Annotated in this window: 17 protein-coding genes; 3 read left to right on the top strand and 14 right to left on the bottom strand. The window is 69.9% G+C overall.

Annotated elements, in window-relative coordinates:
• Positions 1-98 precede the first annotated feature (98 nt).
• The 5 genes from AC07EJ_RS36285 to AC07EJ_RS36265 form a co-directional block, all read right to left on the bottom strand.
• Entirely contained in the window at positions 99-2,102 is a 2,004-nt protein-coding gene (locus AC07EJ_RS36285; RefSeq protein WP_389489609.1) for an ABC transporter ATP-binding protein, read from the bottom strand.
• Positions 2,103-2,292: 190 nt separating this feature from the next.
• Positions 2,293-3,054, bottom strand: coding sequence for an NUDIX hydrolase (locus tag AC07EJ_RS36280; RefSeq protein WP_326773769.1), 762 nt, complete (start codon positions 3,052-3,054; stop codon positions 2,293-2,295).
• A 117-nt stretch (positions 3,055-3,171) separates the two neighbouring features.
• Complete coding sequence (locus AC07EJ_RS36275) at positions 3,172-5,145, bottom strand: glycogen debranching N-terminal domain-containing protein (RefSeq protein ID WP_478885874.1); 1,974 nt, start codon at positions 5,143-5,145, stop codon at positions 3,172-3,174.
• A gap of 728 nt (positions 5,146-5,873) precedes the next feature.
• Entirely contained in the window at positions 5,874-7,322 is a 1,449-nt protein-coding gene (locus AC07EJ_RS36270; RefSeq protein WP_389489616.1) for a DUF4192 domain-containing protein, read from the bottom strand.
• Between the two features lie 231 nt (positions 7,323-7,553).
• Positions 7,554-9,713 carry a RecQ family ATP-dependent DNA helicase gene (locus tag AC07EJ_RS36265; protein WP_389489618.1) on the bottom strand — a complete coding sequence of 720 codons (2,160 nt, stop codon included), beginning with the start codon at positions 9,711-9,713 and terminating at the stop codon, positions 7,554-7,556.
• Between the two features lie 408 nt (positions 9,714-10,121).
• Here AC07EJ_RS36265 and AC07EJ_RS36260 point away from each other — a divergent pair, with 408 nt between their 5' ends.
• A complete protein-coding gene (locus AC07EJ_RS36260) occupies positions 10,122-10,763 on the top strand; it encodes a hypothetical protein (protein WP_389489621.1) in 642 nt (213 codons plus the stop codon).
• Positions 10,764-10,868: 105 nt separating this feature from the next.
• On the opposite strand, the gene AC07EJ_RS36255 is transcribed toward AC07EJ_RS36260, so the two are convergent.
• From AC07EJ_RS36255 to AC07EJ_RS36245, 3 genes are all read right to left on the bottom strand, one after another.
• Positions 10,869-11,516: a hypothetical protein gene (locus AC07EJ_RS36255; RefSeq protein ID WP_389489624.1), complete on the bottom strand. Its 648-nt coding sequence runs from the start codon at positions 11,514-11,516 to the stop codon at positions 10,869-10,871.
• 67 nt (positions 11,517-11,583) lie between these two features.
• Positions 11,584-12,285: a ribonuclease HII gene (locus tag AC07EJ_RS36250; protein WP_389489627.1), complete on the bottom strand. Its 702-nt coding sequence runs from the start codon at positions 12,283-12,285 to the stop codon at positions 11,584-11,586.
• A 187-nt stretch (positions 12,286-12,472) separates the two neighbouring features.
• Positions 12,473-13,096, bottom strand: coding sequence for a TetR/AcrR family transcriptional regulator (locus tag AC07EJ_RS36245; protein ID WP_389489630.1), 624 nt, complete (start codon positions 13,094-13,096; stop codon positions 12,473-12,475).
• Between the two features lie 137 nt (positions 13,097-13,233).
• Between AC07EJ_RS36245 and AC07EJ_RS36240 the strand changes: the two genes are divergently transcribed.
• Complete coding sequence (locus AC07EJ_RS36240; protein ID WP_478885873.1) at positions 13,234-14,808, top strand: MFS transporter; 1,575 nt, start codon at positions 13,234-13,236, stop codon at positions 14,806-14,808.
• Between the two features lie 166 nt (positions 14,809-14,974).
• On the opposite strand, the gene AC07EJ_RS36235 is transcribed toward AC07EJ_RS36240, so the two are convergent.
• The 4 genes from AC07EJ_RS36235 to AC07EJ_RS36220 form a co-directional block, all read right to left on the bottom strand.
• The gene (locus tag AC07EJ_RS36235) at positions 14,975-15,883 is read right to left on the bottom strand and encodes an ADP-ribosylglycohydrolase family protein (protein WP_389489635.1); all 909 of its coding nucleotides are present in this window, start codon (positions 15,881-15,883) and stop codon (positions 14,975-14,977) included.
• Positions 15,884-15,895: 12 nt separating this feature from the next.
• Positions 15,896-16,555, bottom strand: a complete 660-nt coding sequence (locus AC07EJ_RS36230) for a histidine phosphatase family protein (RefSeq protein ID WP_389489637.1) — start codon at positions 16,553-16,555, stop codon at positions 15,896-15,898.
• 98 nt (positions 16,556-16,653) lie between these two features.
• Complete coding sequence (locus AC07EJ_RS36225) at positions 16,654-17,259, bottom strand: YdbC family protein (protein ID WP_384269703.1); 606 nt, start codon at positions 17,257-17,259, stop codon at positions 16,654-16,656.
• Between the two features lie 33 nt (positions 17,260-17,292).
• A complete protein-coding gene (locus tag AC07EJ_RS36220; protein ID WP_389489640.1) occupies positions 17,293-18,117 on the bottom strand; it encodes an arylamine N-acetyltransferase family protein in 825 nt (274 codons plus the stop codon).
• A gap of 100 nt (positions 18,118-18,217) precedes the next feature.
• Here AC07EJ_RS36220 and AC07EJ_RS36215 point away from each other — a divergent pair, with 100 nt between their 5' ends.
• Positions 18,218-18,745, top strand: coding sequence for a TerD family protein (locus tag AC07EJ_RS36215; RefSeq protein WP_389489642.1), 528 nt, complete (start codon positions 18,218-18,220; stop codon positions 18,743-18,745).
• A 76-nt stretch (positions 18,746-18,821) separates the two neighbouring features.
• On the opposite strand, the gene AC07EJ_RS36210 is transcribed toward AC07EJ_RS36215, so the two are convergent.
• Both AC07EJ_RS36210 and nrdR read right to left on the bottom strand, forming a co-directional pair.
• Entirely contained in the window at positions 18,822-21,716 is a 2,895-nt protein-coding gene (locus AC07EJ_RS36210) for a vitamin B12-dependent ribonucleotide reductase (RefSeq protein WP_389489644.1), read from the bottom strand.
• A gap of 135 nt (positions 21,717-21,851) precedes the next feature.
• Positions 21,852-22,397 (bottom strand): transcriptional regulator NrdR, encoded by a 546-nt coding sequence (nrdR, locus tag AC07EJ_RS36205; RefSeq protein WP_227297763.1) that lies wholly within the window; start codon positions 22,395-22,397, stop codon positions 21,852-21,854.
• Positions 22,398-22,545 lie beyond the last annotated feature (148 nt).

The raw sequence follows: 22,545 nt of genomic DNA, 5'->3' as shown, positions 1-22,545 counted from the left end.
GATCGCTTACCCCGTCGCAATTGACGCCTTATCGGACGGAAATGAGCGATCGTCGGGGAGTTGTGCGCGACGCAGGACCTGAAGGCGCCGGACAGTCGTCATCGAGCCCTGGGACGCAGCACCGTGAGCAGATAAGCGCAGAGCAGAGCGGTCAGCGACAACATCAGCGCACCGCCGACAGGTTGGGCGATCATCCGCAGCCCCGCAGCCAGAAAACGCTCCGCACCGAACGGCCAGTGCACGAGCGCCAGATCACGAAGCCTCGACGGAAGTCCCGCTGCGGTTCGCACAGATGGCCCTTCCAAGGCCTTCTGTACGAGGGGTACGACGAGGACCGGAACGGCGAGTACGGCGGCCAGCCCTGCCGTCGTCGACCGGAAGATACCGGCGGCGAGGACCCCGGCCCAGGCGCAGCCCACGACGAGTGCCAGCCAACTCGCGCTCGTCGAAAGCCAGTCGGCGGGAACCTCGGTGAGGTCTTCGCCGTATACAAGATGGAGCAGCACCGCGTCGGAAGCGACGACGAGGAAAGCCAGCGACACGGCGATGGCCGCCGCGACGACGAGTTTCGCGCAGAGAAGTCCCAGGCGACGGGGGACGGTACCGCGGTCGGCGGCGAGCGCGGGGTGACGGAATTCATCGCCGAACGCGAAGGCCCCGAGCAGTCCGGCGCCGAGGGCGGCCGGCGGGAGCGGCAGTTCTTGGGGCCAGGCGACCAGCAGGCGTGACTGCGGGGTGTGACCGGTCCGTGCCAGCAGTACGGCCACGATCGCCGAGGCGACGAGGACAGCAGCCGCGGTGAGGTATCCGGTGGCGATGCCGGTCGCCCGGCGGACCTCGTAACGCAGCGGACGGAGCGGGCTACGCGCGGGGTGGATCGTGATGGGGGGTGGGAGGGGGGACAGGGGGGCGGGGGGATGGGCGGGGGCCGAGGGGGTTCTGAGCGACTCGGGGCCTGGGCCGTCGGCCGGCGGTGTCGCGGCCAGGGAGGTGGCGCCGCCGAGGTCCGCGTCGGCGGGGAGCGGGACGAAGGTGCCTGTGGGGTGCGGGGGTTCCTGGGCAGGGGAAGTGTGTGCCGACGCCTGCCCCTGCGCCTGCACCGACGGTGCGGCGGGTTCCGACGGCTCTGTGGCCGGGGGCGACGCCTCCGTGCCGGTCGCCTGGGGCACGTTCGGCTCCGGGCCGCGGACTTCCTCATCACGCACCCGCACCGGAACTCTCACCGCGGGCCCCGCATCCCCGACCTCGTCGGCGAGTTGGTGGACCAGGATGCTGTGGCGGAACGCGGTTTCGCCGACGTCCGCGCAGTTGCTGCCATATACGGAGAGGCGGTTGCCGTCCTCGTTCACGACCTCGACGGAACGCTGCGTCGCGCGCGCCTCCTTGGCCAGCAGGACACCGAGCCGGGCGGCATGTGGGCTGCGGACGGCGACGCGGGGGCGCAGCCTCGTGCGGGAGAAGTCGGCGACGCCCTGGTCCGCGATGACGCGCCCCGATTCCAGGGAGACGACGCGGTCAGCGGTCCGCGCCGCCTCCTTGGCGTCGTCGGTGGTGAAGAGCACGGTGCCGCCGAGCGACGCGTGTGCCCGCAGGATGCCGTGCAGCCACTTGCCCTCGCGCGCCGAGAGCCCGTCGGCGGGCCCGTCGAGGACGAGCGTGTGCGGGTCCGCGAGAAGCGCGCAGGCGAGGCCGAGGCGCCGGTCCATGCCACGCGAGAGCGTGCCGAGCCGCTGTTCACGCAGGCTGACGATTCCGACGACTTCGAGGACCTCGTCGGCACGCTGCACCGGCACGCCTGCGGCCGCGCACAACATGCGCAGCTGTCCGCGCACCGTTCGGGACGGATGCCCCTGGACCTCGCCGAGCAACACCCCCACTTCACGGGAGGGATGGGGGATCCGGTGCAGGGGGCGGCCTCTGAAATGCGTGATTCCACGGCCTTGTTGGAGTTCGAGCATCAGCCGAACCGCCGTCGTCTTGCCGGACGCGTGGGCGCCGAGCAGCGCAGTGACGCGACCCGTCGGTGCCTCGAAAGACACGTCGTCGACGGCGGGCGGGAGCTCCTGGCGGGGATTGCTGGTCAGTCCGAAGGCCTGGATCATCGCTTCTCTCGCAGGATGTGCGACCGCTCGGCGGCCGGGACCCGTCCGCCGAGCGGGGACGGACGAACCCCGTGGGTACCGCAGCAAGATAACGCGACATTTCTGTCTTTTCGGTCAGGTCGTGGACCTCGGGTGTCCCTGCGCGGCGTGGGCAGGCAGAGCCCGGGGGCCGGACCCGGTCAGCTCGGGGTCACACCTCGGGACGCAGCATCGGCGGGTTGAGCAGTGTCGCGCCCCCGGCACGGAAGAGCTGGGCCGGCCTGCCGCCCTGGCGGGTGGTGGTCCCGCCGGTGGGCACGAGGAAGCCCGGGGTGCCCGTCACCTTGCGGTGGAAGTTGCGTGGATCGAGCGCGACGGCCCACACCGCCTCGTACACGCGCCGCAGCTCACCGACCGTGAACTCGGGCGGACAGAAGGCCGTGGCGAGTGACGAATACTCGATCTTCGAGCGGGCGCGCTCCACTCCGTCCGCGAGGATCTGCGCATGGTCGAAGGCCAGGGGCGCCGCCTGCTCACCCTCGCGCCCGTACCCGCTCTGGTTCAGCAGGGCTTCCACGGGTGCCCAGCGCGCGCTGTGCGCGTCCCCGCCCGCACGCGGTGCGGGCAGATCCGGCGCCAGGGCCAGATGAGCGACGCTGACCACGCGCATACGAGGGTCACGCTTGGGATCGCCGTAGGTGGCCAGCTGCTCCAGGTGCGCGCCGTTGACCTGGTCCGGGTCCGCGGGATCATGGGCACAGAGCCCGGTCTCCTCGATCAGTTCGCGCGCCGCAGCAGACGAAAGGTCCTCGTCGTCGCGCACGAAGCCGCCGGGGAGTGCCCAACGCCCCTGGAACGGCGGTTCGCCGCGCCGCACCGCGAGCGCACAGAGCGCGTGACGGCGCACGGTCAGCACGACCAGGTCGACGGTGACTGCGAAGGGCGGGAAGGCCGACGGGTCGTAGGGCGACATGCCGCGATCATAGTCGTCTTCCTGACGATAAACACTCCCTTCGCGATCGTCGATCGAGGCCTCTTCGAAGTTCGCCAGGTGCGACCCGCCGATCTTCCGAACTCACGTCCGCCCCGGTCACACCCCCAACTGCAGCCCGTCGGCCGCCTCCTCCACCATGGCGAGACCGAGCCTGCTGACCCTCACCGAGAACGGAGCGCCCGCCACCCGCAGCCCGGACAGTCCGATCTCCCCCAGGGGTGCGCTGCGCATCGGCCTCAGCGTCACCGTCCCGGCAGGCGCGTCCGGCCGGATCCCGGCGAGGGAGGCGAGGAGCTGTACCCCTGCCGCAGCGGCGGTGGCCGCGGGTCTGCAGGCGGCCGGATGCGGAAGCGGGGCGCTCCCTTCGGCACGCTGCTCCCCCGCATACATCTCCGGCAGCCGGAACCCGAAGGCCTCGGCCGCGGACAGGACGCCCCGCAGCAATGAGCTCGACTCCTTCTCGTAGCCGGCAGCAGCCAGACCACCCACAGCCAGCACGGTCTCCTGTACCCGCACGGCTCCGCCACGATGCCCGAACGGGTTGTACGACGCCTCGCGTACGCCCAGGCTGCGCAGCCCCCATCCCGAGTCGAGCGCCGGACCGCCGAGGAGCCGTGCGAGCTGTTCGGTCTGCACCTTGTCCAGGAGACCCTGCGCCGTCAGGCCGCCGCCGAGCAGCCCTGTGTCGAGGAGATGGGCCGCCGCGCTGCCCAGGTGGGGCAGGGGACGTCCGTCCGGCGTGCGGGCGACGGCGGGCCGGCCGCCTCCACGGTCCTCGGTCCAGAAGTCCTCTCTGAACCGTGCCCGCAGCGCTTCGGTCCACTGGCGCAGTTCTACGGCGCCGGGCCGACCAAAGGCTTCGAGGAGATCAGCGCCAAGCAGGGCGGCCCGGTGGGCGTGCGCCTGGGTCTCGCAGCGCAACGGTCCCCCGGGACCGGGGTCCGCCAGGTACGTCCCGTCACCGACGGCGCCCCGCAGCCAGAGGAGGCAGCGCTCCGCCGTCGGCAGCAGCTCGGCCACCTCCTGCTCGGGAAGGCCCCAGCGTCTCGCCTCCGCGAGGAGCGCCGGGAACAGGAGCGTCGCTTCGGTTCCGGTGCAGCCGGGCGGCAGGTGCGGGCCTGCGTCTCTCAGCGGGCCGGGGATCATCCCCGACTCCCGTCCCGTACCCGCGAGTTGGGTGCGAGCCAGGGCTCTGAGTGTGCCCGCGGCCAACCGCGTTCCCAGAGGCAGTGCCATTCTCGCGGCCGCCAACGCCTCGGCCGGAGCCAGGCCACAGCGCCAGGGCGCGCCGGCGGCGAGGTAGAGGTCCGAGGGGTGGGCAGGGTCGCGCAGCAGCAACGCGTGCAGGTCCTCTGCGCACGTTCTCAGCAACGGGCCCACCCGGGCGTCGTCCCCTGCCGCTTCCGCCCCGGCGAGTGGACGTACGGTGCCATGCCCGACCGGCCTGCTCGCCCCCCCAACATCAGCTCGTACCCGTAGTTCGACACTCCACGTGCCGCCCGGAGGCAGGTCGAACTCCCAGCGCAACAGCCCGGCGGAGGCGAGCGCATCGCGGGGCGGCGGGTCGGCGGTGACCACAGCGTGGCCCGTTGGCGACGACCATCGCATGCCGGAATCGTGGACGGTGGCGGACAGTTCACGCCCCGGCCGCCCGGCCGCCACCGCCCCCAGCTCGGCCAGATCCGTACCGAGGGCGACCTCGACCGGAAGCCGCAGCGGGCGCGTGGCGGAGCTGCGCAACGTGATCCGCTCCGTGCCGTCGGCATGCCGTATCCGTTCGACCATGATGTCCGGGTCGGGCCCGCCGTCCACCACAGGCCGCAGCGTCGCCACGAATCGGGCCCGGTCGGCGGCGACCATGCGGGCCTGCACCGCGACCGGCTCGCGCCCCGCCACCCGGAACAGGCAGCGCGACAGCAGCCGGCGCCCCGCACGGTAGAACCCCTCCAGCCCGTTGCCCGTCAACTGCCCTTGCTCGGAAGAGATCGCGAGCGAGGGCAGCGCCACGCAGATCAGCGCCGTATGCGCCGGAGGCAGCTCCGTGGAGCGCCGGGGAACGGAGGTGTTCACGCGACCGGGGGCGGCGAGTGGGGGTGAAGCGTTGCGGGTAGCGGGTGGAGCCGGAGCCTTGCGGCGGGCGGGCGAGATGGCTGGGGAGATTCCCGACGTCGTTGCTTGAGCGGACGGCGCTCCCGTGATGGCGGTTGACGGCTCTGCGGTGTCGGACGGCACTCTCAGTCCCAAGGCCGCGGCCGGCACGCCGGCGGGCGCGGTCCCTACCCCAGTCGGTGGAGGCGGCGAGATGCCGGCACCGATTCCAAGGGCCTTGCCCGCAGCTCCGCCTGCCGGGTCGATGAACGACTCCTCGGGTTCCGGCACGCGTGCCGCTGAAGGCATCACCGCCGCCTCGCCCCCTGACGACCAGCGGTACCGCAGTCGCAGGGTGGTCCGACGGCACCTGGTGCGGCGCCCTTCTCCAGGGTGGGCACCATGGATGCGGCGCAAGTCGATACGGCGGACACGGTCGACGACGCGGGGGGCGGCATGGGGTGGCTCCTTCCGCGCTGGGCGCGCGCGAGGCGCCGATGGCGCTCCGAAGGGTCGGCGGGGAGACGGCGGCGTGGCCCGGTCACGGGCTGTGCCACAGAGGAGAACGGGACTGCCCCACCCCAAGTCACGCCCGGGGCAGAGGAAGCCGAGGAGACGACGCCCCACGCCCGTCCCCGACTTCCCCGCACCGATCGGTGCCTGCGCGGTCACAGACGCCGGCGCGCGGGACCTGCGCCACGAGTCGGTACTCATCCGTCCCGCCTTGTGCCCTGCCGCCCCACTCGCCGACGCCCCTGCGGTCGCCTCGGCGCGTGCGCCCCGGCCTGGGTGGGCCCCTTACCTGCGCCTGCACGTCGCGATCCGCGCCGGCGCAAGGCCGCCTCCAAGGCCCGCGTCACCCGATCCTCGGCGGGCTCCCGCGAGTCCTCGGAACTTCGCGGGCCGGGGGTTCCTTGGCCCGTACGACCAGCGGCGCCTTCGGCGTTGACACCGGCAACGGGCCCCGCACCTACCGATGCTCCAGCCCCGGCACCGCCAAAGTCCGCCTCCGAATTCGCCTCGGACGGCGTCACGTTCCGCTCGTCCCGTGTCTTGCGCAGGCTGCGGCGCACTGGCTCCGGATCGAGGTCCGCACTGCACGCCTCCATGAGAAGCCTGGCGAAGACGTACCGCGGATCCGCAGCGAGCGCCATGTCCAATGCCTCGCCGGCCTCCACTCGGTCACCCAGAGACCACGCGACCCAGCCGGCGAGCGTCAGCGGAGCAGCCGCGTGCTCGCCGTACGGACCCACGCAGCGGCGGGCCAGGGCTCGCCACAGGCGCAGAACAAGCGGTGCCTCGTCACCCTCCATCCACTCGGCCGCGTGATCCCGGGTCAGCCGGTCCTGGAGGCCGAGGATCAGCCTCGCCGCCTCGTCGTGCGCGAGCTGCTCGTCGTCCTTGAGATCGGCTTCCAGCGTGTCGCCGCCGGTGGGCATGTGCCCGAAACGGCTCCAGACCCGCCGTGCGAGATCGAGCGTCTCGTCCGCGACCTCGGTGCGCGGGACACCGGCGAGGATCCTGGGGACAAGAGCCATGGCCGCGGCGTCCAGCGCACGCTCCTGCTCTGCGACGGCTGCGGTCTGCCACGGCGCGAGCCTGGCCCTCATCTCCCTTGGCGGACGCCGCACTTGGATGCCCGCGTACGTCATCGCGGCAGCCGTGACGGACGTACCGGACGCGGCGAGCGGTGTGCCGTCGGGCGGACAGCACTCCGCGACAGGGCAGCTGTACGACCAGAAGTGATCGTCGGCGATGCAGAGGGTCTCGACCACGGGCACGTCGAGGCGGCCGCACGCCAGGCGCAGCATCTGTGCCAGCGGCTGCAGGCGCTCCATGACCTGCCGTCCGGTCTCAGTAGTCTTCGAGTCCTGGCAAAGGAACGCGACGATTCCGTCCGGCGTTCCGTCCTTCTTCTCGCTTCCGCTGATCAGGCACTTGGCCATCTCGTGTGCGACGGACGGCCAATCGCCGGGGCGCTCAGGGATCCCGAGACGCACGCGGCCGCCGAAGCGTCCGCGGTGCAGGGCGACGAGCACGATGCTGTCCTCGGGCCTGAACCCGAGCAAGTACGGGAGAGCCTCGGCCAGTTGGGACGGGTTGCGCAGGGTGACCTGGTCCGTGCCGGGTGCGCCGGCTGCTTCGCTGTGATTCGTCATGTGACGACCATGCCGCGAAACTCAAGATTCCGTTTTGACCTGTGGATAACCCGGATCAGGGACACGACAGGAGTTGTCCACAGGCCGGGAGGGGCATTCGCGCGAAGCCGACCCGTCGGGCCATGCTTGTCCCGGCAGTTCGCTCACATGCTGACGTCAGCTCAGCGGCGGTACGCAGGGCGGGACTTCACGTGCGTGACGACACTTCCACGGCATGGGCCACGACCGCCATCAGCCCGCCGCAGCCAGCACCAACGGAAGGACCTGCTCGCTCCCCGCCTGTCGGAGCAGCCGCGCAGCGACCGCGAGGGTCCAGCCGGAGTCCGTGTAGTCGTCCACGAGCAGGACCGGACCGGGTGTCCCGGCCAGGGCGGCGGCCAGGTCGTCAGGAACGGTGAAGGTCCCGGACAGTGCCCTGAGGCGCTGGGCGGAGTTACTGCGGCGTGCCGCGTGTACGTCGCCCGACCCGGTGTACGCCAGCGCGCCCAGGAAGGGGAGGCGGCCGATGGTCGCGATGCCCTGCGCGAGAGTGCCGACCAGTTGCGGGCGGGTCAGGGACGGCACGGCGACGACTCCCACCGGCCGGGCAGAGGCATCCGCAACATTCGGCGCCCAGCCCCCGGGAGAGCGCGCCCAGTCGGCGATGACCGCCACCGCGGCCTTGAGGACGTCGTCGGGGACGGGACCGTCGGCCGCGGTCTCGGCCAGTAGCGGGCGCAGTCGGTTGCCCCAGCCGATGTCCGAGAGGCGTCCCAGGGCACGCCCGGTGGAGCACTGCTCCTTGGCCGGGATGCGTCCCTTGAGGTCGATGCCCAGCGCGGGCATCCCCGTCGGCCACATGCGGCGCGGCTCGACCTCCACCCCCGGGCGATCCAGCTCCCTGGCGGCCCCGGTCAGCATCTCCGCCGAGACCGAGGAATCGGCCCAGGCCCCCGCACAGTTGTCGCAACGCCCGCACGGCGCCGCCCCCTCGTCGTCCAACTGCTGCCGCAGGAACTCCATCCGGCACTGGGACGTGCTCGCGTAATCGCGCATGGCCTGCTGCTCGGCCGCCCGCTGCTTGGCCACCCACGCGTAGCGCTCGGAGTCGTACACCCAGTCGGCTCCCGTGGCCGTCCAGCCGCCCTTCACGCGCCTGACCGCACCGTCGACATCCAGCACCTTCAACATCGACTCGAGGCGGCTGCGCCGAAGATCGACCGCCGCCTCCAGGGCGGGCACGGACAGCGGCCGCCCCGCACCCTCGAGTGCCGAGAGGGTCTGCCGGACCTGCGTCTCGGGCGGGAAGGCCGTGTCGGCGAAGTAGCGCCAGATGGCCTCGTCCTCCTTGCCGGGCAGCAGCAGGACATCGGCGTGGGCCACACCGCGCCCCGCACGCCCCACCTGCTGGTAGTAGGCAATCGGTGAGGACGGCGAGCCGAGATGGATCACGAACCCGAGGTCCGGCTTGTCGAAGCCCATCCCCAGCGCGGAGGTCGCGACCAGCGCCTTCACCCGGTTCTCCTGAAGGTCGATCTCGGCCTGAAGCCGGTCGGCGTTCTCCGTCTTGCCCGTGTACGAGGCCACGTTGAAGCCGCGCTGACGCAGGAATGCGGTGGCCTCCTCGGCCGCGGCCACCGTCAGCGTGTAGATGATGCCGGAGCCCTGAAGCTCGTCCAGGTGCTCGGCGAGCCAGCCCAGCCGGTGCGCGGCGTCCGGCAGCCGGACCACACCCAGGCGCAGACTTTCCCGGTCCAGCGGGCCTCGTAGCACCAGCGCCTCGCCGGCACCCGTACCCAGCTGATCGGCCACGTCCGCGGTCACCCGCGCGTTCGCCGTCGCGGTGGTGGCCAGTACCGGCACACCGGCGGGAAGCTCGGCCAGCATCGCGCGCAGCCGGCGGTAGTCCGGCCGGAAATCATGACCCCAGTCGGAGATGCAGTGCGCCTCGTCGACCACCAGCAGGCCGGTGGTGGCGGCGAGCTTGGGCAGCACCTGATCGCGGAAATCCACGGAATTGAGGCGTTCCGGACTCACGAGGAGAACGTCGGTCTCGCCGCGCTCGACCTCCTCGTAGATGGTGTCCCACTCCTCGGGGTTGGCCGAGTTGATCGTGCGTGCCTGGATACCGGCCCGCGCCGCCGACTCGACCTGGTTGCGCATCAGGGCCAGCAACGGCGAGATGATCACCGTGGGACCGGAGCCACGCCGCCGCAGCAAGGCTGTGGCCACGAAGTACACCGCCGACTTGCCCCAGCCGGTGCGCTGCACGACAAGAGCACGCCGACGTTCCTCGACCAGGGCCGCCACGGCCTGCCACTGATCCTCCCGAAGGCGCGCCGAACCCCCCGGATCGCCGACCAGCTCAGCAAGGATGGCGTCGGCCTCGGCACGCAGCTCCTGGTTACTCATGCCCCCATGCAACCCCACACCACTGACAACGGCCCAATCACCCGCCGTGATGATCACGGCCGGACCTCGTCCACCCACCTGCCTGAAGGGTGTCCCACCAGGCAGCGAGGCCCTCCTGATCCCATTCCTCAGGCGCCCCGATCGCCTACATCGAGGGATGTTGCCGCTGGTCCCGGCCGCAAAGACGTGAACCTGGCGTCGTGGGCGGCGGCGCTGGGCAGGGATATAGCCGACGCTTCCCCAGATACTGGTCCCCGGCCCCAATTGCTCGTTGCCGCAAGCCAGTGCGAAGGGAAGAATTGGAATCGCTCCCGCGCGGCTCGATCGTGGTCCGGTAGGGCTGTGCCGCGGTGCGCTCCCGCAGTCCGACCCCGCCCGCAGTGTGGGCGCGTAGCCGAAGGGAGGACCGTGACCTTCGGATTCGCTCCGTCCTCGGCGGCATCGTTGTCGACGTCATCGACGCGTGCCGACATGTCCGCCGACTCCGCCCACCAACTCGCCAGGATGCTCGAACCCGCGGAATGGGCCGCGGCGGGGATCCCACTGCTGCGCAATCCGCGCGAGGTCGTCAGCGGCCTGCACGCCAGGCACCGCCCCAAGCCGCAGACGGCCGTCGTGGCCGTTCTCGACACGGAGGAGCGGCTCAGCGCCAGCGCGTCGTTCGCGCGGCGCGCGAGCGCGGCGGACGGCTGGGTGTTCCGCAATGCACTGCTCACGCACCTGCGCCGGGTCATCCCGCACGATCTCCGGCGTCGCACACCGGTGCGCACGGCCGTACTGCTCTACTGCCGTGAGGGCGACGCGCGTTGGACCGAGGAGGACGGTGCGTGGATGTGGGGGCTGCGGGATGCCTGCACACTTCATGGGCTGCGCTGCGGGGCGTACATCACCATGACGCGGGACGGCTGGCAGGTACTCGGCGAGGGGCGTGGCGGCCGGCGGCCCAGTCTGGGGTCGACGCCCGAAGCGTTCGAGGGCTCTACCGAGCCGCCGCTGCCACGCGCGGGAGGAGCCGCGTCGGAGGTACTGCGCCGCGCGGCCGCCCGCTGAGAGCTGCCGCGGAAACGGACCCCTGCCGATACGGGCCCGCAGACACACGGCGCCGCCGGCCGCCCCAAGACCGTCGAGCGGTCCGGGCAGCCGGCGTGCGGCGTGTCAGACTCCGGCGCCCAGCAGGGAGTTGATCCGCTGCGGGTCTCCGCACACAACCAGCAGGGCGCCCGCCCGGCCGAGGGCGAGAGGCAGAGCGGTGGCGCCCGCCTCGTCGTCACCGCCGTTCAGCGCTACGACGACCACCGGCCGCTTCGTGGCGCGCTCGACGGCACCGGCGCCGACGTAGAAGACGTCGTCACCCGCGTCGTGCTGCGCCCAGTAGGCGGTGTCGCCGAAGGACAGCTCGTGGGTGGCCCATGGGTGCGGGTCACCGATGGTGATCACCAGCACCTCGCCGGGCGCGCGGCCCGAGTCGAGGAGCAGGTCGACGGCTTCCTCCGCAGCGTCCAGGGCGCCCTCGACCGAAGCCGGGATCAGCTGGATCTGCGGCTGCGCGGGCGCGGTCGGCACGGCGCCGGGAGCGGTCGGAGCCGAAGGCTCCGGCTTGACGGCGGGCGCCGACTCGCGCGACGTGCGCTGCGCGGGCGGCTTCGGCCGTGCGGGACCCGGGCGTCCGGGTCGCGGCGGCGCCGCGGGACGCGGGCCGGGTACGGGGCGGGGGGTCGGCGCACTGCGGCCGCTGGGGGCAGAAGTGGCGCGGGGACCCTGGGCACTCTCGTAAATCTGAGGCTCCTCGGGAAGGAGAGGCATGAGCTGATGTCTATCAAACACCGGTGCGAGTGGCTCCGGCGGGTGGCACATGAGTGCGAGCGGAAGGTCAGAAGTCGAAGCCGAGCTGGCCTTCGATCTCCGGAACGTTTCCGTCCGCCCAGCTGCGGGCCTTCTTGAGGTGCCGCCACTGGGGCAGCGCATCAAGATACGCCCACGTGAGCCGGTGGTACGGGGTGGGCCCCCGCTCCTCCAGCGCGGCTTTGTGGACCGGCGACGGATAACCGGCGTTGGCCGCAAAACCGAAGTCTGCATGTTCGATGCCCAGTTCGGCCATCATTTTGTCGCGCCGAACCTTGGCGATCACCGATGCCGCGGCGACGGCCACACAGGACCGGTCACCCTTGATCACCGTACGGACCTGCCAGGGAGCACCGAGGTAGTTGTGCTTCCCGTCGAGGATGACCGCGTCCGGACGGACCGGAAGGGCCTCGAGGGCGCGCACCGCGGCGAGCCGCAGAGCGGCCGTCATCCCCAGCTCGTCGATCTCCTCGTGGGAGGCGTGCCCGAGAGCATGTGCCGTCACCCAGCTCTCCAGCGTCTCGGCGAGCGCCTCGCGCCGCTTCGGGCTGATCAGCTTGGAGTCGGTGAGCCCTTCGGGGGGTCGGCGCAGCCCGGTGACGGCGGCGCACACAGTGACCGGCCCCGCCCACGCACCGCGACCGACCTCGTCCACACCGGCGACGATCTTGGCTCCGGTGGTGGCGCGCAGTGAGCGCTCGACGCTGTGAGTGGGTGGTTCGTACGGCATGGCGCCAGATAGCGTACGCCGCCTTGACCCCTCAGCGACACCCGGTACGACCAGCCCGTTCTCCGTAGCTGACGTCGGCGGGGGCGAAACCTCCGGTTCACGGCCGACCCGACGAGGGCGCGGCCCCCGCACCACCCGGGCGCCGGGCCTCGATCCGCAGCCCGCAAGGCGCCGACGCCGCCCCGCGTCACGCCCCCAGCGGCCGCAGCAGCGGAACCATCACCTGATCGATCATTTCCGTGAGATCACGCTCTCCCCATTCGCTTGCGCACACCTTGGAGCGGTACATCATCATCGCCGGGATGACATCGCAGACGTACGCGTCCATGGCGTCAGGGCGCACCTCTCCGCGCTGAATGCCGCGGTGCACGACCTCTTTGATCAGCTCGACGCTCGGCTGGACGACCCCCTCGAAGATCACCTCATGGAAGCGCTGGGCCGTCGCCGAGTCGCATTCGTGAAGAACCGACCGCAGAGCGAATCCGGGGCGCGAGTACATCGCCTCACGCATCAGGCGGCACAGCTCGATCAAGTCCTCCCGGACGCTGCCGCAGTCCGGCGCTCCGTCGAGCTTGGGCAGCGCCGCCTGGAGGGCGTCCACGACGAGCTCCTCCTTGGAGGGCCAGCGGCGATAGACGGCGGCCTTGCCCGTCTGCGCCCCGGCGGCGACGCCCTCCATCGTGAGGGCGTTCCAGCCGACCGTACTGAGCTGCTCCAGCGCGGCTTCCAGGATGGCCCGCTCCAGTACGGGGCCACGCCGGCGCAGGGTGGCCGTCCGAGCGGGGGCGGCCGTCCAGCGCGAAGTATCCATCGTCTTCTCTCCGTCGGGGATCCGGGCGTTCAAGGCAGCTTCTTCAGTGAACGGTTGCGTTCACTGATGGGGAGTCACTACCGTTTGACGCGACAGTGAACGGCTGCGTTCACTAACGCACTCGTGGGGGATCCATAGTGTCAACCTCTCAGTTAACTCAGGATCAGAAGCCGGACAAGCCAGGGAAGTCGGGGACAGCACGACGGGCGGGGCACCCCGGCATAGCCCTCTCCGTCATCGCGGCCTGCCAACTCATGGTGGTACTGGACGCGACGATTGTGAACATCGCGCTCCCGCACATTCAGGACGCGCTCAAGTTCTCCACCACTGACCTCACTTGGGTCGTCAGCGCGTACACGCTCACCTTCGGCGGCCTGCTGCTTCTCGGCGGCCGCGCGGGGGACATCCTCGGTCGCCGCCGCGTCTTCATGTCCGGCATCCTGCTCTTCACACTCGCCTCCCTGCTCGGCGGACTCGCCCAGGAACCCTGGCAGTTGCTGGCAGCTCGGGCGCTGCAGGGCGTCGGTGGCGCGATCGCGTCACCCACCTCGCTCGCCCTCATCACCACGACGTTCCCCGAAGGACCTGAGCGGAACCGCGCGTTCGGCGTCTTCGCGGCCGTCTCCGCGGGCGGCGGCGCCGTCGGTCTCCTCGCCGGCGGCATGCTCACGGAGTGGCTGGACTGGCGCTGGGTGCTGTTCGTGAACGTACCCATCGGCATCCTCATCGCCGTACTCGCGCCGATGTACATCAACGAGTCCGAACGCCACCCGGGACGCTTCGACATCGCGGGCGCGCTCACCTCCACGGCGGGCATGGCCTCGCTCGTGTACGGCTTCATCCGGGCGTCGGAGAAGGGCTGGCGGGACAGCGTCAGCGTGGGCTCCTTCGTCGCCGCCGTGGTGCTTCTGCTCGCCTTCGCCTTCATCGAGAGCCGGGCGAAGGAACCGATCACTCCGCTGCGGATGTTCGCCGACCGCAACCGCTCCGGCACGTACGTGATCATGCTGAGCCTGGCCGCGGCGATGTTCGGCATGTTCTTCTTCATCGTCCTGTTCGCACAGAACGTCCTCAACTACACGCCGATCGAAGCGGGCCTCGCCTTCCTCCCCGTGACGGCCGCGATCATCGTCGGCGCGGGCCTGTCCCAGCGACTGCTTCCGGTACTCGGCCCCAAGCCGTTCATGATGACCGGCGCGGCACTCGTCCTGCTCGGCCTCGGCTGGCAGACGTTCATCTCCCCTGACAGCTCGTACGTGGGCGGGGTGCTCGGCCCGATGCTGCTGTTCGGCGTCGGGATGGGGCTCAACTTCGTGACGCTCACCCTGACCGCGGTCTCCGGAGTCGCCCAGCACGAGGCGGGCGCGGCGTCCGGGCTGCTCAACGTGACGCAGCAGGTGGGCGGTTCACTCGGCCTCTCCATCCTGACCACGGTCTTCGGCACGGCCAGCCGCAACGAAGCCAAGGACCAGATCCCGTCCTTCCTGGCGCAGGCCACGCCCGAGCAGAAGGCGGAGTTCGCCCGGACCCACCAGCTCCCGGCTCCCTGGGGTCACCAGGTGCTGGCCGAGGGCATCTCGACCGCGTTCATTCCGGCCGCGGCGATGGCACTGCTCGCCCTGATCGTCGCCACTGTGGTGATCCGGGTGCGCAAGAGCGACCTGGAAGCGCTCGCGGGTACCGCGGGTGCGGCCGGGCCGGCGGGCGGCTGACGGGGGGATCCGCCCACCACTGCGGTGGGTGCCGGGCCGTCCGAGTCGATCGGGCAGCCCGGGACCCACCACACCGGAGCCGACGCATCCGCCACACCCGTGCAGTGCATCCATCACGCCCAGCGAGCGGTGAGCAGTGAGCGGTGAGCGGTGAGCCAACCGCAGGTCAGACCGGCAGTCCGGGCGCCCACTCCGGCAATGGCTCGGTCCGCTGCAACCACAGGTCCGCCGGAGCGCCACCCGGGCCTGAAGCGACTACTCCGCCCACGATCGCGCACGTCGTGTCCATGTCGCCGCCCACCTGGGACGTGTCCCAGAACGCGCGCTCGAAGTCGCCGAGCCCTCGCGCCGCCGACCACAGGGCGAAGGGCACGGTGTCGTGCGCCGTGGTGCGCCTGCCGCAGCCGAGGACCGCGGCAACCGTCCCCGCGTCGCCGTAGTCGAGCATGTCCCTGGCCCGCCGGAGCCCCGCACCCACCGCACTGCGTGGAACGAGCGCGATCACGCCGTCGAGCAGGGCCTGCGGGGTCGGCGGTCCTGCCGGATCGGCCACAATCGCGGCGGCTGCGGCCACGGCCATGGCCCCGACCACGGCCTCCCGGTGCTGATGCGTCGGATAGGCCGAGATCTCGGCCTGATGTGTGGCCTGCTCGGGATCGCCCGCGTACCAGGCGCCGAGCGGCGCGATCCGCATCGCCGCCCCGTTGCCCCACGAGCCCTGGCCCTTGAAGAGCGCGGAGGACAGAGAGCGCCAGTCGCCGCCCTCGCGGACTTGCCGGAGCAGCCGGTTCACCGCGGGACCGTAGCCCCGGTCGAAGTCGTGGTGCTCCGCGAAGGACCGGGCGAGCGCGTCCTGCTCGATCCGGTTCTCGGCGGCCAGGACCGCCACTACGGAGCACGCCATTTCGGTGTCGTCGGTCCACTGCCAGATACCGTCGGGCAGCTCGCGGCGCTTGAGCAGCGGATAGTTGGCGGGCACGAAGAACTGGGAGCCCAGCGCGTCCCCCACCGCCAGGCCGCGCAGGCTGGACAGCGCGCGGTCCAGCCGCACAGGAGAAGAGGAGTCAGCGATCATCGCCCTGCCACTCTAACCGGTGACTCCGTACGGCTCCGGGTCACGCCATCGTTCGAACGGCCGGTCCAAGGTGTATTTGCCGTCCTCCCCGAGAACGAGTGCCCGCGTCTCACCGTTCCCGGGATTCGACAGGCATTCGAAGTCGGCGACGGTCCAGTGGAACCAGCGCATGCAGAACAGCCGCATGGTGAGCCCATGGGTGACGAGGAGGACGTTCGACGGGTGGTCGTGCGCCTCGAAGCTCCGGTAGAGACTCTCCAGAAAAGCACCCACACGGTCGTACACGTCAGCCCCGGACTCGCCTTGGGCGAAGCGGTAGAAGAAGTGGCCGTAGGCGTCGCGGTACGCCTTCTGGAGGCGTACGTCGTCCCGTTCCTGCCAGTTTCCCCAGTCCTGCTCCCGCAGCCGCGGCTCCTCGCGCACGCGCACGCGTTCCGGGTCGAGACGGAAGGCGCGGAACGTCTGGTGCGTGCGGCGGTAGGGCGACACGTACACGCTCACCTGCTCGCGGCCGAACAGCTCCCGTAGGTACTTCCCCGTCTCGTCGGCCTGACGGTGCCCGGTCTCGGTGAGGGCCAGGGCATGGTCGGGCTCGCGTTCGTAGACGGTGTCGTCGGCGTTGCCCTCCGACTCGCCGTGCCTGACAAGGACAATGCGCCGCGGTCGTGCCATGCGGAAACCCTAGATCGGACGGGCCCGGTTCGAGCACCCGTACGGGCTCCATACGGCGTATGTCACATGGCGCGGCCCCTCTTCGCGGCCGGTCCGGCTCACACCGTCCAGGAGGGTTCGAGCTGGACGATGTCGCCCGTGATCCCGGCGATGTCGGTCTCCGTCTGGGCGCGGGTCGAGAGTCGCTCGACGCGTTCGGCCTGGTACTTGCCGTGCTCGGCCACGGAGTGCCACATCGACAGGATCAGGAACTCGTTGCCCGGTGCTTCACCGAACAGCCCGCGCACCATCCCCGGGGAGCCGGCCATCGCGGGGTTCCAGACCTTCTCCTGCATGAGCGCGAAGTGTTCCTCGCGGTCCGTGTGCACCCGGCAGTGCGCGAGACGCACCGTGTCCGCGTCCGTGAAGCGCGGCTCGAACCCCGTCTTCACGTCGAACCGGTGGTCGAAGAGCTTCACTTGGATGTCTTTGTACGTGCCCGACTGGGCAGCCGCGAGCCGGTCGTGCGAGCGCGCCATGAAGGAGTCGTAGAAGGCACGGCTCTCCCAGAAGCCGAGGACATGCGCCACCCCTGGCCGATTTCTGCTCCAGCCGCCGCCCTGCCCCCGGAACCCCGGCTCCCCCAGAAGCCCCGCCCACTTTCGCTGCCCCCGCTCGAAACCGCGTCGGTCGGTCACGGTGCAACGAATCCACTTGACCAGCACCGCGCCATCGTACGGCCCACGGCGTGGGTTCGGTCACGCTCCGGCGCCGCACATCCTGATCAGTCGCGCCGCGTCCTCGGCACTCAGTTCGATCCCGAACTCACGGGCGAGAAGGTCGATCAACTCGCCTTCCTGTACGTCCCGTTCGTCCCGTGTGCCGTCAGGATGCTCGATCGACAGCCGCATGTCGATCAGTGAGCGCTGGGTGTCGACGGCGGCACGCTGGACGACGGGCCGATGGGTGAAGGCGGACCGCGGATGCGTCGACGTGTAGTGGTTCATCAATACGTAGTCGACGGGATAGCGCTCCTCCAGGGTGAAGGCGTAGATCTCCTCCCATCCGCCGGGGCGCAGGCTCCGCAGGACCAGAACGCCTCCGGCCTCCGACACGAGACCGAACGTCCACGGCCCCTGACGCACCTCGATCCCGTCCCGCAGGGGGATCGGTTCGCGCAGCCCCTGGGCGCCGAAGCCCACGTCGCACAGCCACTCCTGACCGTCCTCCACGGTGACTCGGGTCAACATGTGGGTGACGGCGCGCATCGCCGTCGCCCCCACCCGGACGCGGGCCCCAAGTCCCTTCACGGAGTAGCCGATTCGCTCCAGAGCCGCCGCGAAGAGCAGGTTCTGCTCGTAGCAGTAGCCGCCGCGGCGCTGCCGCACGAGCTTCGCCTGGAGGGCAGCGGGATCCAGGTACACCAGCCGCCCGAGCATGATCTCCAGGTTCTCGAACGGGATCGACGCGAGGTGCGCCCTGTGCAGCGCGCGCAGCGTCTCCAGGTCCGGTTTCACGTCTCCCATGAAGCCGATTCGCGCCAAGTAGGCGTCGAGATCCAGGTCTTCCCCGTTCCAGGTCATGGTCACAATCGTAGGACGTAGCGTGTCCGTAGCAGTCATGCGCAGTCATGAACAGTCAGTCATGAACAGCCGTAACCAACAGCCGAGGAGGGGGAGTTCGGTGAGCAGTTTCAAGAAGGGGCTCAAGAAGGTCGAGGTCGCGCTGAAATGGGACCCGAGCCCGATCGGCACGCCGCCCCATGATCTCGACATCATCGCGGCGACCTACAGGTCCGACGATCCGGGCGGGGCACCGGCCTACGTCGTGCACTTCGACAGCCGCTCCCCCGACGGGACCATCACTCTCAACCGGGACAGCACCACCGGCCAGGGCTTCGGGTTCGACGAAGTCATGACACTGGAGCTGGAGCGCCTTTCGCCCTCCTACGCGCGCGTGGTCGTCGGTATCGCCATACAACAGGGCGAGCGGGCAACGGTGTTCGGCGCTGTGGCGAACACGGCGGTCCGCATCCGCGAGGGGTACACCGACCTCGCGCAGAACGACTTCTCCGTAGTGGCCGATTCCACGGCGGCCGTGATCGCCGAGTTCGCGAGGGACGACTCCGGAGAGTGGGCCTTCCGCGAGGTGCTCCAGGGCTTCGACAGCGACCCGACATCGTTCGCCGCCGTGATGGGCAGCGCGCGCTGAGGACTCCGGGAACGCACAACGGGTGAGGGGCGGCGGGCCTGTGGCCCGCCGCCCCTCACCTCAGTGCGTCAGATGATCAGCTGCACCCGCTGGTCGACCCACAGCCCTCGCAGATGTAGCACGAGCCGGCGCGCTGCATCTTCGTGCCGCAGGAGAAGCACAGCGGAGCGTCCGCCTGGATACCCAGCTGCATCTCCACGAGCTCGGCGCTGGTGTGCGCCTGCTGCGGAGCGGGCGCCACGGCCTCGGCCTTGGGGGCCTCGACGACGGCCTTCAGGGACTCGGTCTGCCGCGGGGCGGACTGAGCCAGACCCTCGACGTCGACATCGTCGATGGACTGCTCGTACGAGCCCGTCTCCAGGTGACGCTGACGCTCCTCGGCCGAGTGGATGCCGAGCGCGGAGCGCGTCTCGAAGGGCAGGAAGTCGAGCGCCAGGCGTCGGAAGATGTAGTCGACGATCGACTGCGCCATCCGCACGTCCGGGTCGTCCGTCATGCCGGCCGGCTCAAAGCGCATGTTCGTGAACTTCGAGACGTACGTCTCCAGCGGGACGCCGTACTGCAGGCCTACGGAGACGGCGATCGAGAAGGCGTCCATCATGCCGGCGAGGGTGGAACCCTGCTTCGACATCTTCAGGAAGACCTCGCCGAGACCGTCGTCCGGGTAGGAGTTGGCGGTCATGTAGCCCTCGGCGCCACCGACGGTGAAGGAGGTGGTGATCCCCGGGCGACCCTTGGGCAGACGCTTACGGACCGGACGGTACTCGACGACCTTCTCGACCGCGGTACGGATGGTGTCCTCGGCCTTGGCGGTGACCGCCTCCTTCTCCTTCTCCTTGGTCTTGGCGGAGAGGGGCTGGCCGACCTTGCAGTTGTCGCGGTAGATGGCGAGCGCCTTGACGCCCATCTTCCACGCCTCGAAGTAGACCTCTTCGACGTCCTCGACCGAGGCGGTCTCGGGCAGGTTGACCGTCTTGGACAGCGCGCCGGAGATCCAGGGCTGGATGGCGGCCATCATGCGGACGTGGCCCATCGCGGAGATGGAGCGCTCGCCCATCGCGCAGTCGAAGACTTCGTAGTGCTCGGTCTTCAGGCCGGGGGCGTCGATCACATTGCCGTGGTCGGCGATGTGGGCGACGATCGCCTCGATCTGCTCCTCCTGGTAACCCAGGCGGCGCAGGGCCTGCGGGACGGTGCCGTTGACGATCTGCATCGAGCCGCCGCCGACCAGCTTCTTGAACTTGACCAGGGCGAGGTCGGGCTCGAGGCCGGTGGTGTCGCAGGACATCGCGAGACCGATGGTGCCGGTCGGGGCGATGACCGAGGCCTGCGAGTTGCGGAAACCGTTCTTCTCGCCGAGGCGGACCACGTCCTGCCAGGCCTCCGTGGCGGCGGCCCAGATCGGCGCGTCCAGGTCGTCCATGCGGACGGCCTTGGTGTTCGCGTCGGCGTGCTGCTTCATGACCCGCTGGTGCGGCTCCGCGTTACGGGCGTAGCCGTCGTACGGGCCGACGACCGCGGCGAGCTCGGCCGAGCGCTTGTACGAGGTACCGGTCATCAGCGAGGTGATGGAGCCGGCCAGGGCGCGGCCGCCCGCGGAGTCGTACGCGTGGCCCGTGGCCATCAGCAGGGCACCGAGGTTGGCGTAGCCGATGCCGAGCTGGCGGTAGGCGCGGGTGTTCTCGCCGATCTTCTGCGTCGGGAAGTCCGCGAAGCAGATCGAGATGTCCATCGCGGTGATGACCAGCTCGACGACCTTGGAGAAGCGCTCGACGTCGAAGGACTGGAGGCCCTTGCCGTCGTCCTTCAGGAACTTCATCAGGTTCAGCGACGCGAGGTTGCAGGACGTGTTGTCCAGGTGCATGTACTCGCTGCACGGGTTCGAGCCGTTGATCCGGCCGGACTCCGGGCAGGTGTGCCACTGGTTGATGGTGTCGTCGTACTGGATGCCGGGGTCGGCACACGCCCACGCGGCCTCGGCCATCTTGCGGAAGAGCGACTTGGCGTCGACCTCCTCGATGACGTCACCGGTCATCCGGGCGCGCAGACCGAACTTGCCGCCGGTCTCCACGGCCTTCATGAACTCGTCGTTCACGCGGACCGAGTTGTTGGCGTTCTGGTACTGGACGGACGTGATGTCGTCGCCGCCCAGGTCCATGTCGAAGCCCGCGTCGCGCAGCGCGCGGATCTTCTCCTCTTCCTTCACCTTGGTCTCGATGAAGTTCTCGATGTCGGGGTGGTCGACGTCGAGGATGACCATCTTGGCCGCGCGGCGCGTGGCGCCACCCGACTTGATCGTTCCTGCGGAGGCGTCGGCACCGCGCATGAAGGAGACGGGACCGGAGGCGTTGCCGCCCGAGGACAGCAGCTCCTTGGAGGAACGGATCCGCGAAAGGTTCAGGCCGGCGCCGGAGCCGCCCTTGAAGATCATGCCCTCTTCCTTGTACCAGTCGAGGATCGACTCCATGGAGTCGTCGACGGCCAGGATGAAGCAGGCGGAGACCTGCTGGGGCTGCGGCGTACCGACGTTGAACCACACCGGAGAGTTGAAGCTGAAGATCTGGTGCAGGAGGGCGTACGCCAGCTCGTGCTCGAAGATCTCGGCGTCGGCGGGCGAGGAGAAGTAGTTGTGGTCCTCTCCGGCCTTCCGGTACGTCTTCACGATCCGGTCGATGAGCTGCCTGAGGCTCACCTCGCGCTGCGGGGTGCCGACCGCGCCGCGGAAGTACTTGCTGGTGACGATGTTGACCGCGTTCACCGACCAGAAGCCGGGGAACTCGACGCCACGCTGCTCGAAGTTGATCGAGCCGTCGCGCCAATTGGTCATGACGACGTCACGGCGCTCCCACTCCACCTCGTCGTACGGGTGCACGCCGGGAGTCGTATGGATGCGCTCGATACGCAGCCCCTTGCTGGCCTTGGCTCCCTTGGCGCGGGAACCTCGTGCCGGGCCACTCGTCGTCTCTGTCATGCCGCCTCCCTATACCGGGCTAAAACGCCCCGAAGTGCCTCGATCTTCCCGTGGCACGGTGTGTGTCTTGTATTGCGGACGCCGCTCTTGCCGCCCGCAACAGGTCTGGATGGCCGCCGACCGGCCCCTGGGCCGTCAGTCGGCAGCGGTGGCGGGCACGGGGACTTCGACAGTCCCTCCGGGCCCGCAGTCACATGGTTCGCGCTCTCCGCCCGCGTCGCCGCGGCTCGCACCCGGCAGCTGTTCCCTCAGCTCCGCGATGGCCGAGTCGAAGTCCTCCAGCGAATTGAACGCCCGGTACACGGACGCGAAGCGCAGGTAGGCGACGAGGTCGAGTTCCTGAAGCGGGCCGAGTATGGCCAGGCCCACGTCATGAGTGGTCAGCTCCGCACTGCCGGTGGCACGCACCGCCTCCTCGACCCGCTGGCCGAGCTGGGCAAGGGCGTCCTCGGTGACGGGGCGACCCTGGCATGCCTTACGGACGCCGTTGATCACCTTCGTACGACTGAAGGGTTCGGTCACCCCGCTCCGCTTGACCACCATGAGCGAGCACGTCTCCACGGTCGTGAAACGACGGGAGCAGTCGGGGCACTGGCGGCGCCTGCGGATCGACGTCCCGTCGTCAGTGGTGCGACTGTCGACGACACGGCTGTCGGGGTGCCTGCAGAAGGGGCAGTGCATGGAACTCCAACCCTCCTTCACAGCACGACTCAATGGCCCCGGGAGGCCCTTCAGGCCCCTCGAAGCAGCCCCAAGCATAGGCGATGACCGAGGCCTCGATGGACCGGGGACCACAACTTCTGGGCTGCTGCCGCAATCCAACCACTAG

This window comes from Streptomyces sp. NPDC045026 (genome assembly GCF_056432625.1).
Note: the sequence above shows the minus strand (reverse complement) of the source record. Positions and strands in the feature narration are given on the sequence as shown.

Excerpts from the sequence above, each read along its gene's own strand:
- AC07EJ_RS36285 (WP_389489609.1), bottom strand. The coding sequence starts at position 2,102 with ATGATCCAGGCCTTCGGACTGACCAGCAATCCCCGCCAGGAGCTCCCG.
- AC07EJ_RS36280 (WP_326773769.1), bottom strand. The coding sequence starts at position 3,054 with ATGTCGCCCTACGACCCGTCGGCCTTCCCGCCCTTCGCAGTCACCGTC.
- AC07EJ_RS36270 (WP_389489616.1), bottom strand. The coding sequence starts at position 7,322 with ATGACGAATCACAGCGAAGCAGCCGGCGCACCCGGCACGGACCAGGTC.
- AC07EJ_RS36265 (WP_389489618.1), bottom strand. The coding sequence starts at position 9,713 with ATGAGTAACCAGGAGCTGCGTGCCGAGGCCGACGCCATCCTTGCTGAG.
- AC07EJ_RS36255 (WP_389489624.1), bottom strand. The coding sequence starts at position 11,516 with ATGCCTCTCCTTCCCGAGGAGCCTCAGATTTACGAGAGTGCCCAGGGT.
- AC07EJ_RS36250 (WP_389489627.1), bottom strand. The coding sequence starts at position 12,285 with ATGCCGTACGAACCACCCACTCACAGCGTCGAGCGCTCACTGCGCGCC.
- AC07EJ_RS36245 (WP_389489630.1), bottom strand. The coding sequence starts at position 13,096 with ATGGATACTTCGCGCTGGACGGCCGCCCCCGCTCGGACGGCCACCCTG.
- AC07EJ_RS36235 (WP_389489635.1), bottom strand. The coding sequence starts at position 15,883 with ATGATCGCTGACTCCTCTTCTCCTGTGCGGCTGGACCGCGCGCTGTCC.
- AC07EJ_RS36230 (WP_389489637.1), bottom strand. The coding sequence starts at position 16,555 with ATGGCACGACCGCGGCGCATTGTCCTTGTCAGGCACGGCGAGTCGGAG.
- AC07EJ_RS36220 (WP_389489640.1), bottom strand. The coding sequence starts at position 18,117 with ATGACCTGGAACGGGGAAGACCTGGATCTCGACGCCTACTTGGCGCGA.
- AC07EJ_RS36210 (WP_389489644.1), bottom strand. The coding sequence starts at position 21,716 with ATGACAGAGACGACGAGTGGCCCGGCACGAGGTTCCCGCGCCAAGGGA.
- nrdR (WP_227297763.1), bottom strand. The coding sequence starts at position 22,397 with ATGCACTGCCCCTTCTGCAGGCACCCCGACAGCCGTGTCGTCGACAGT.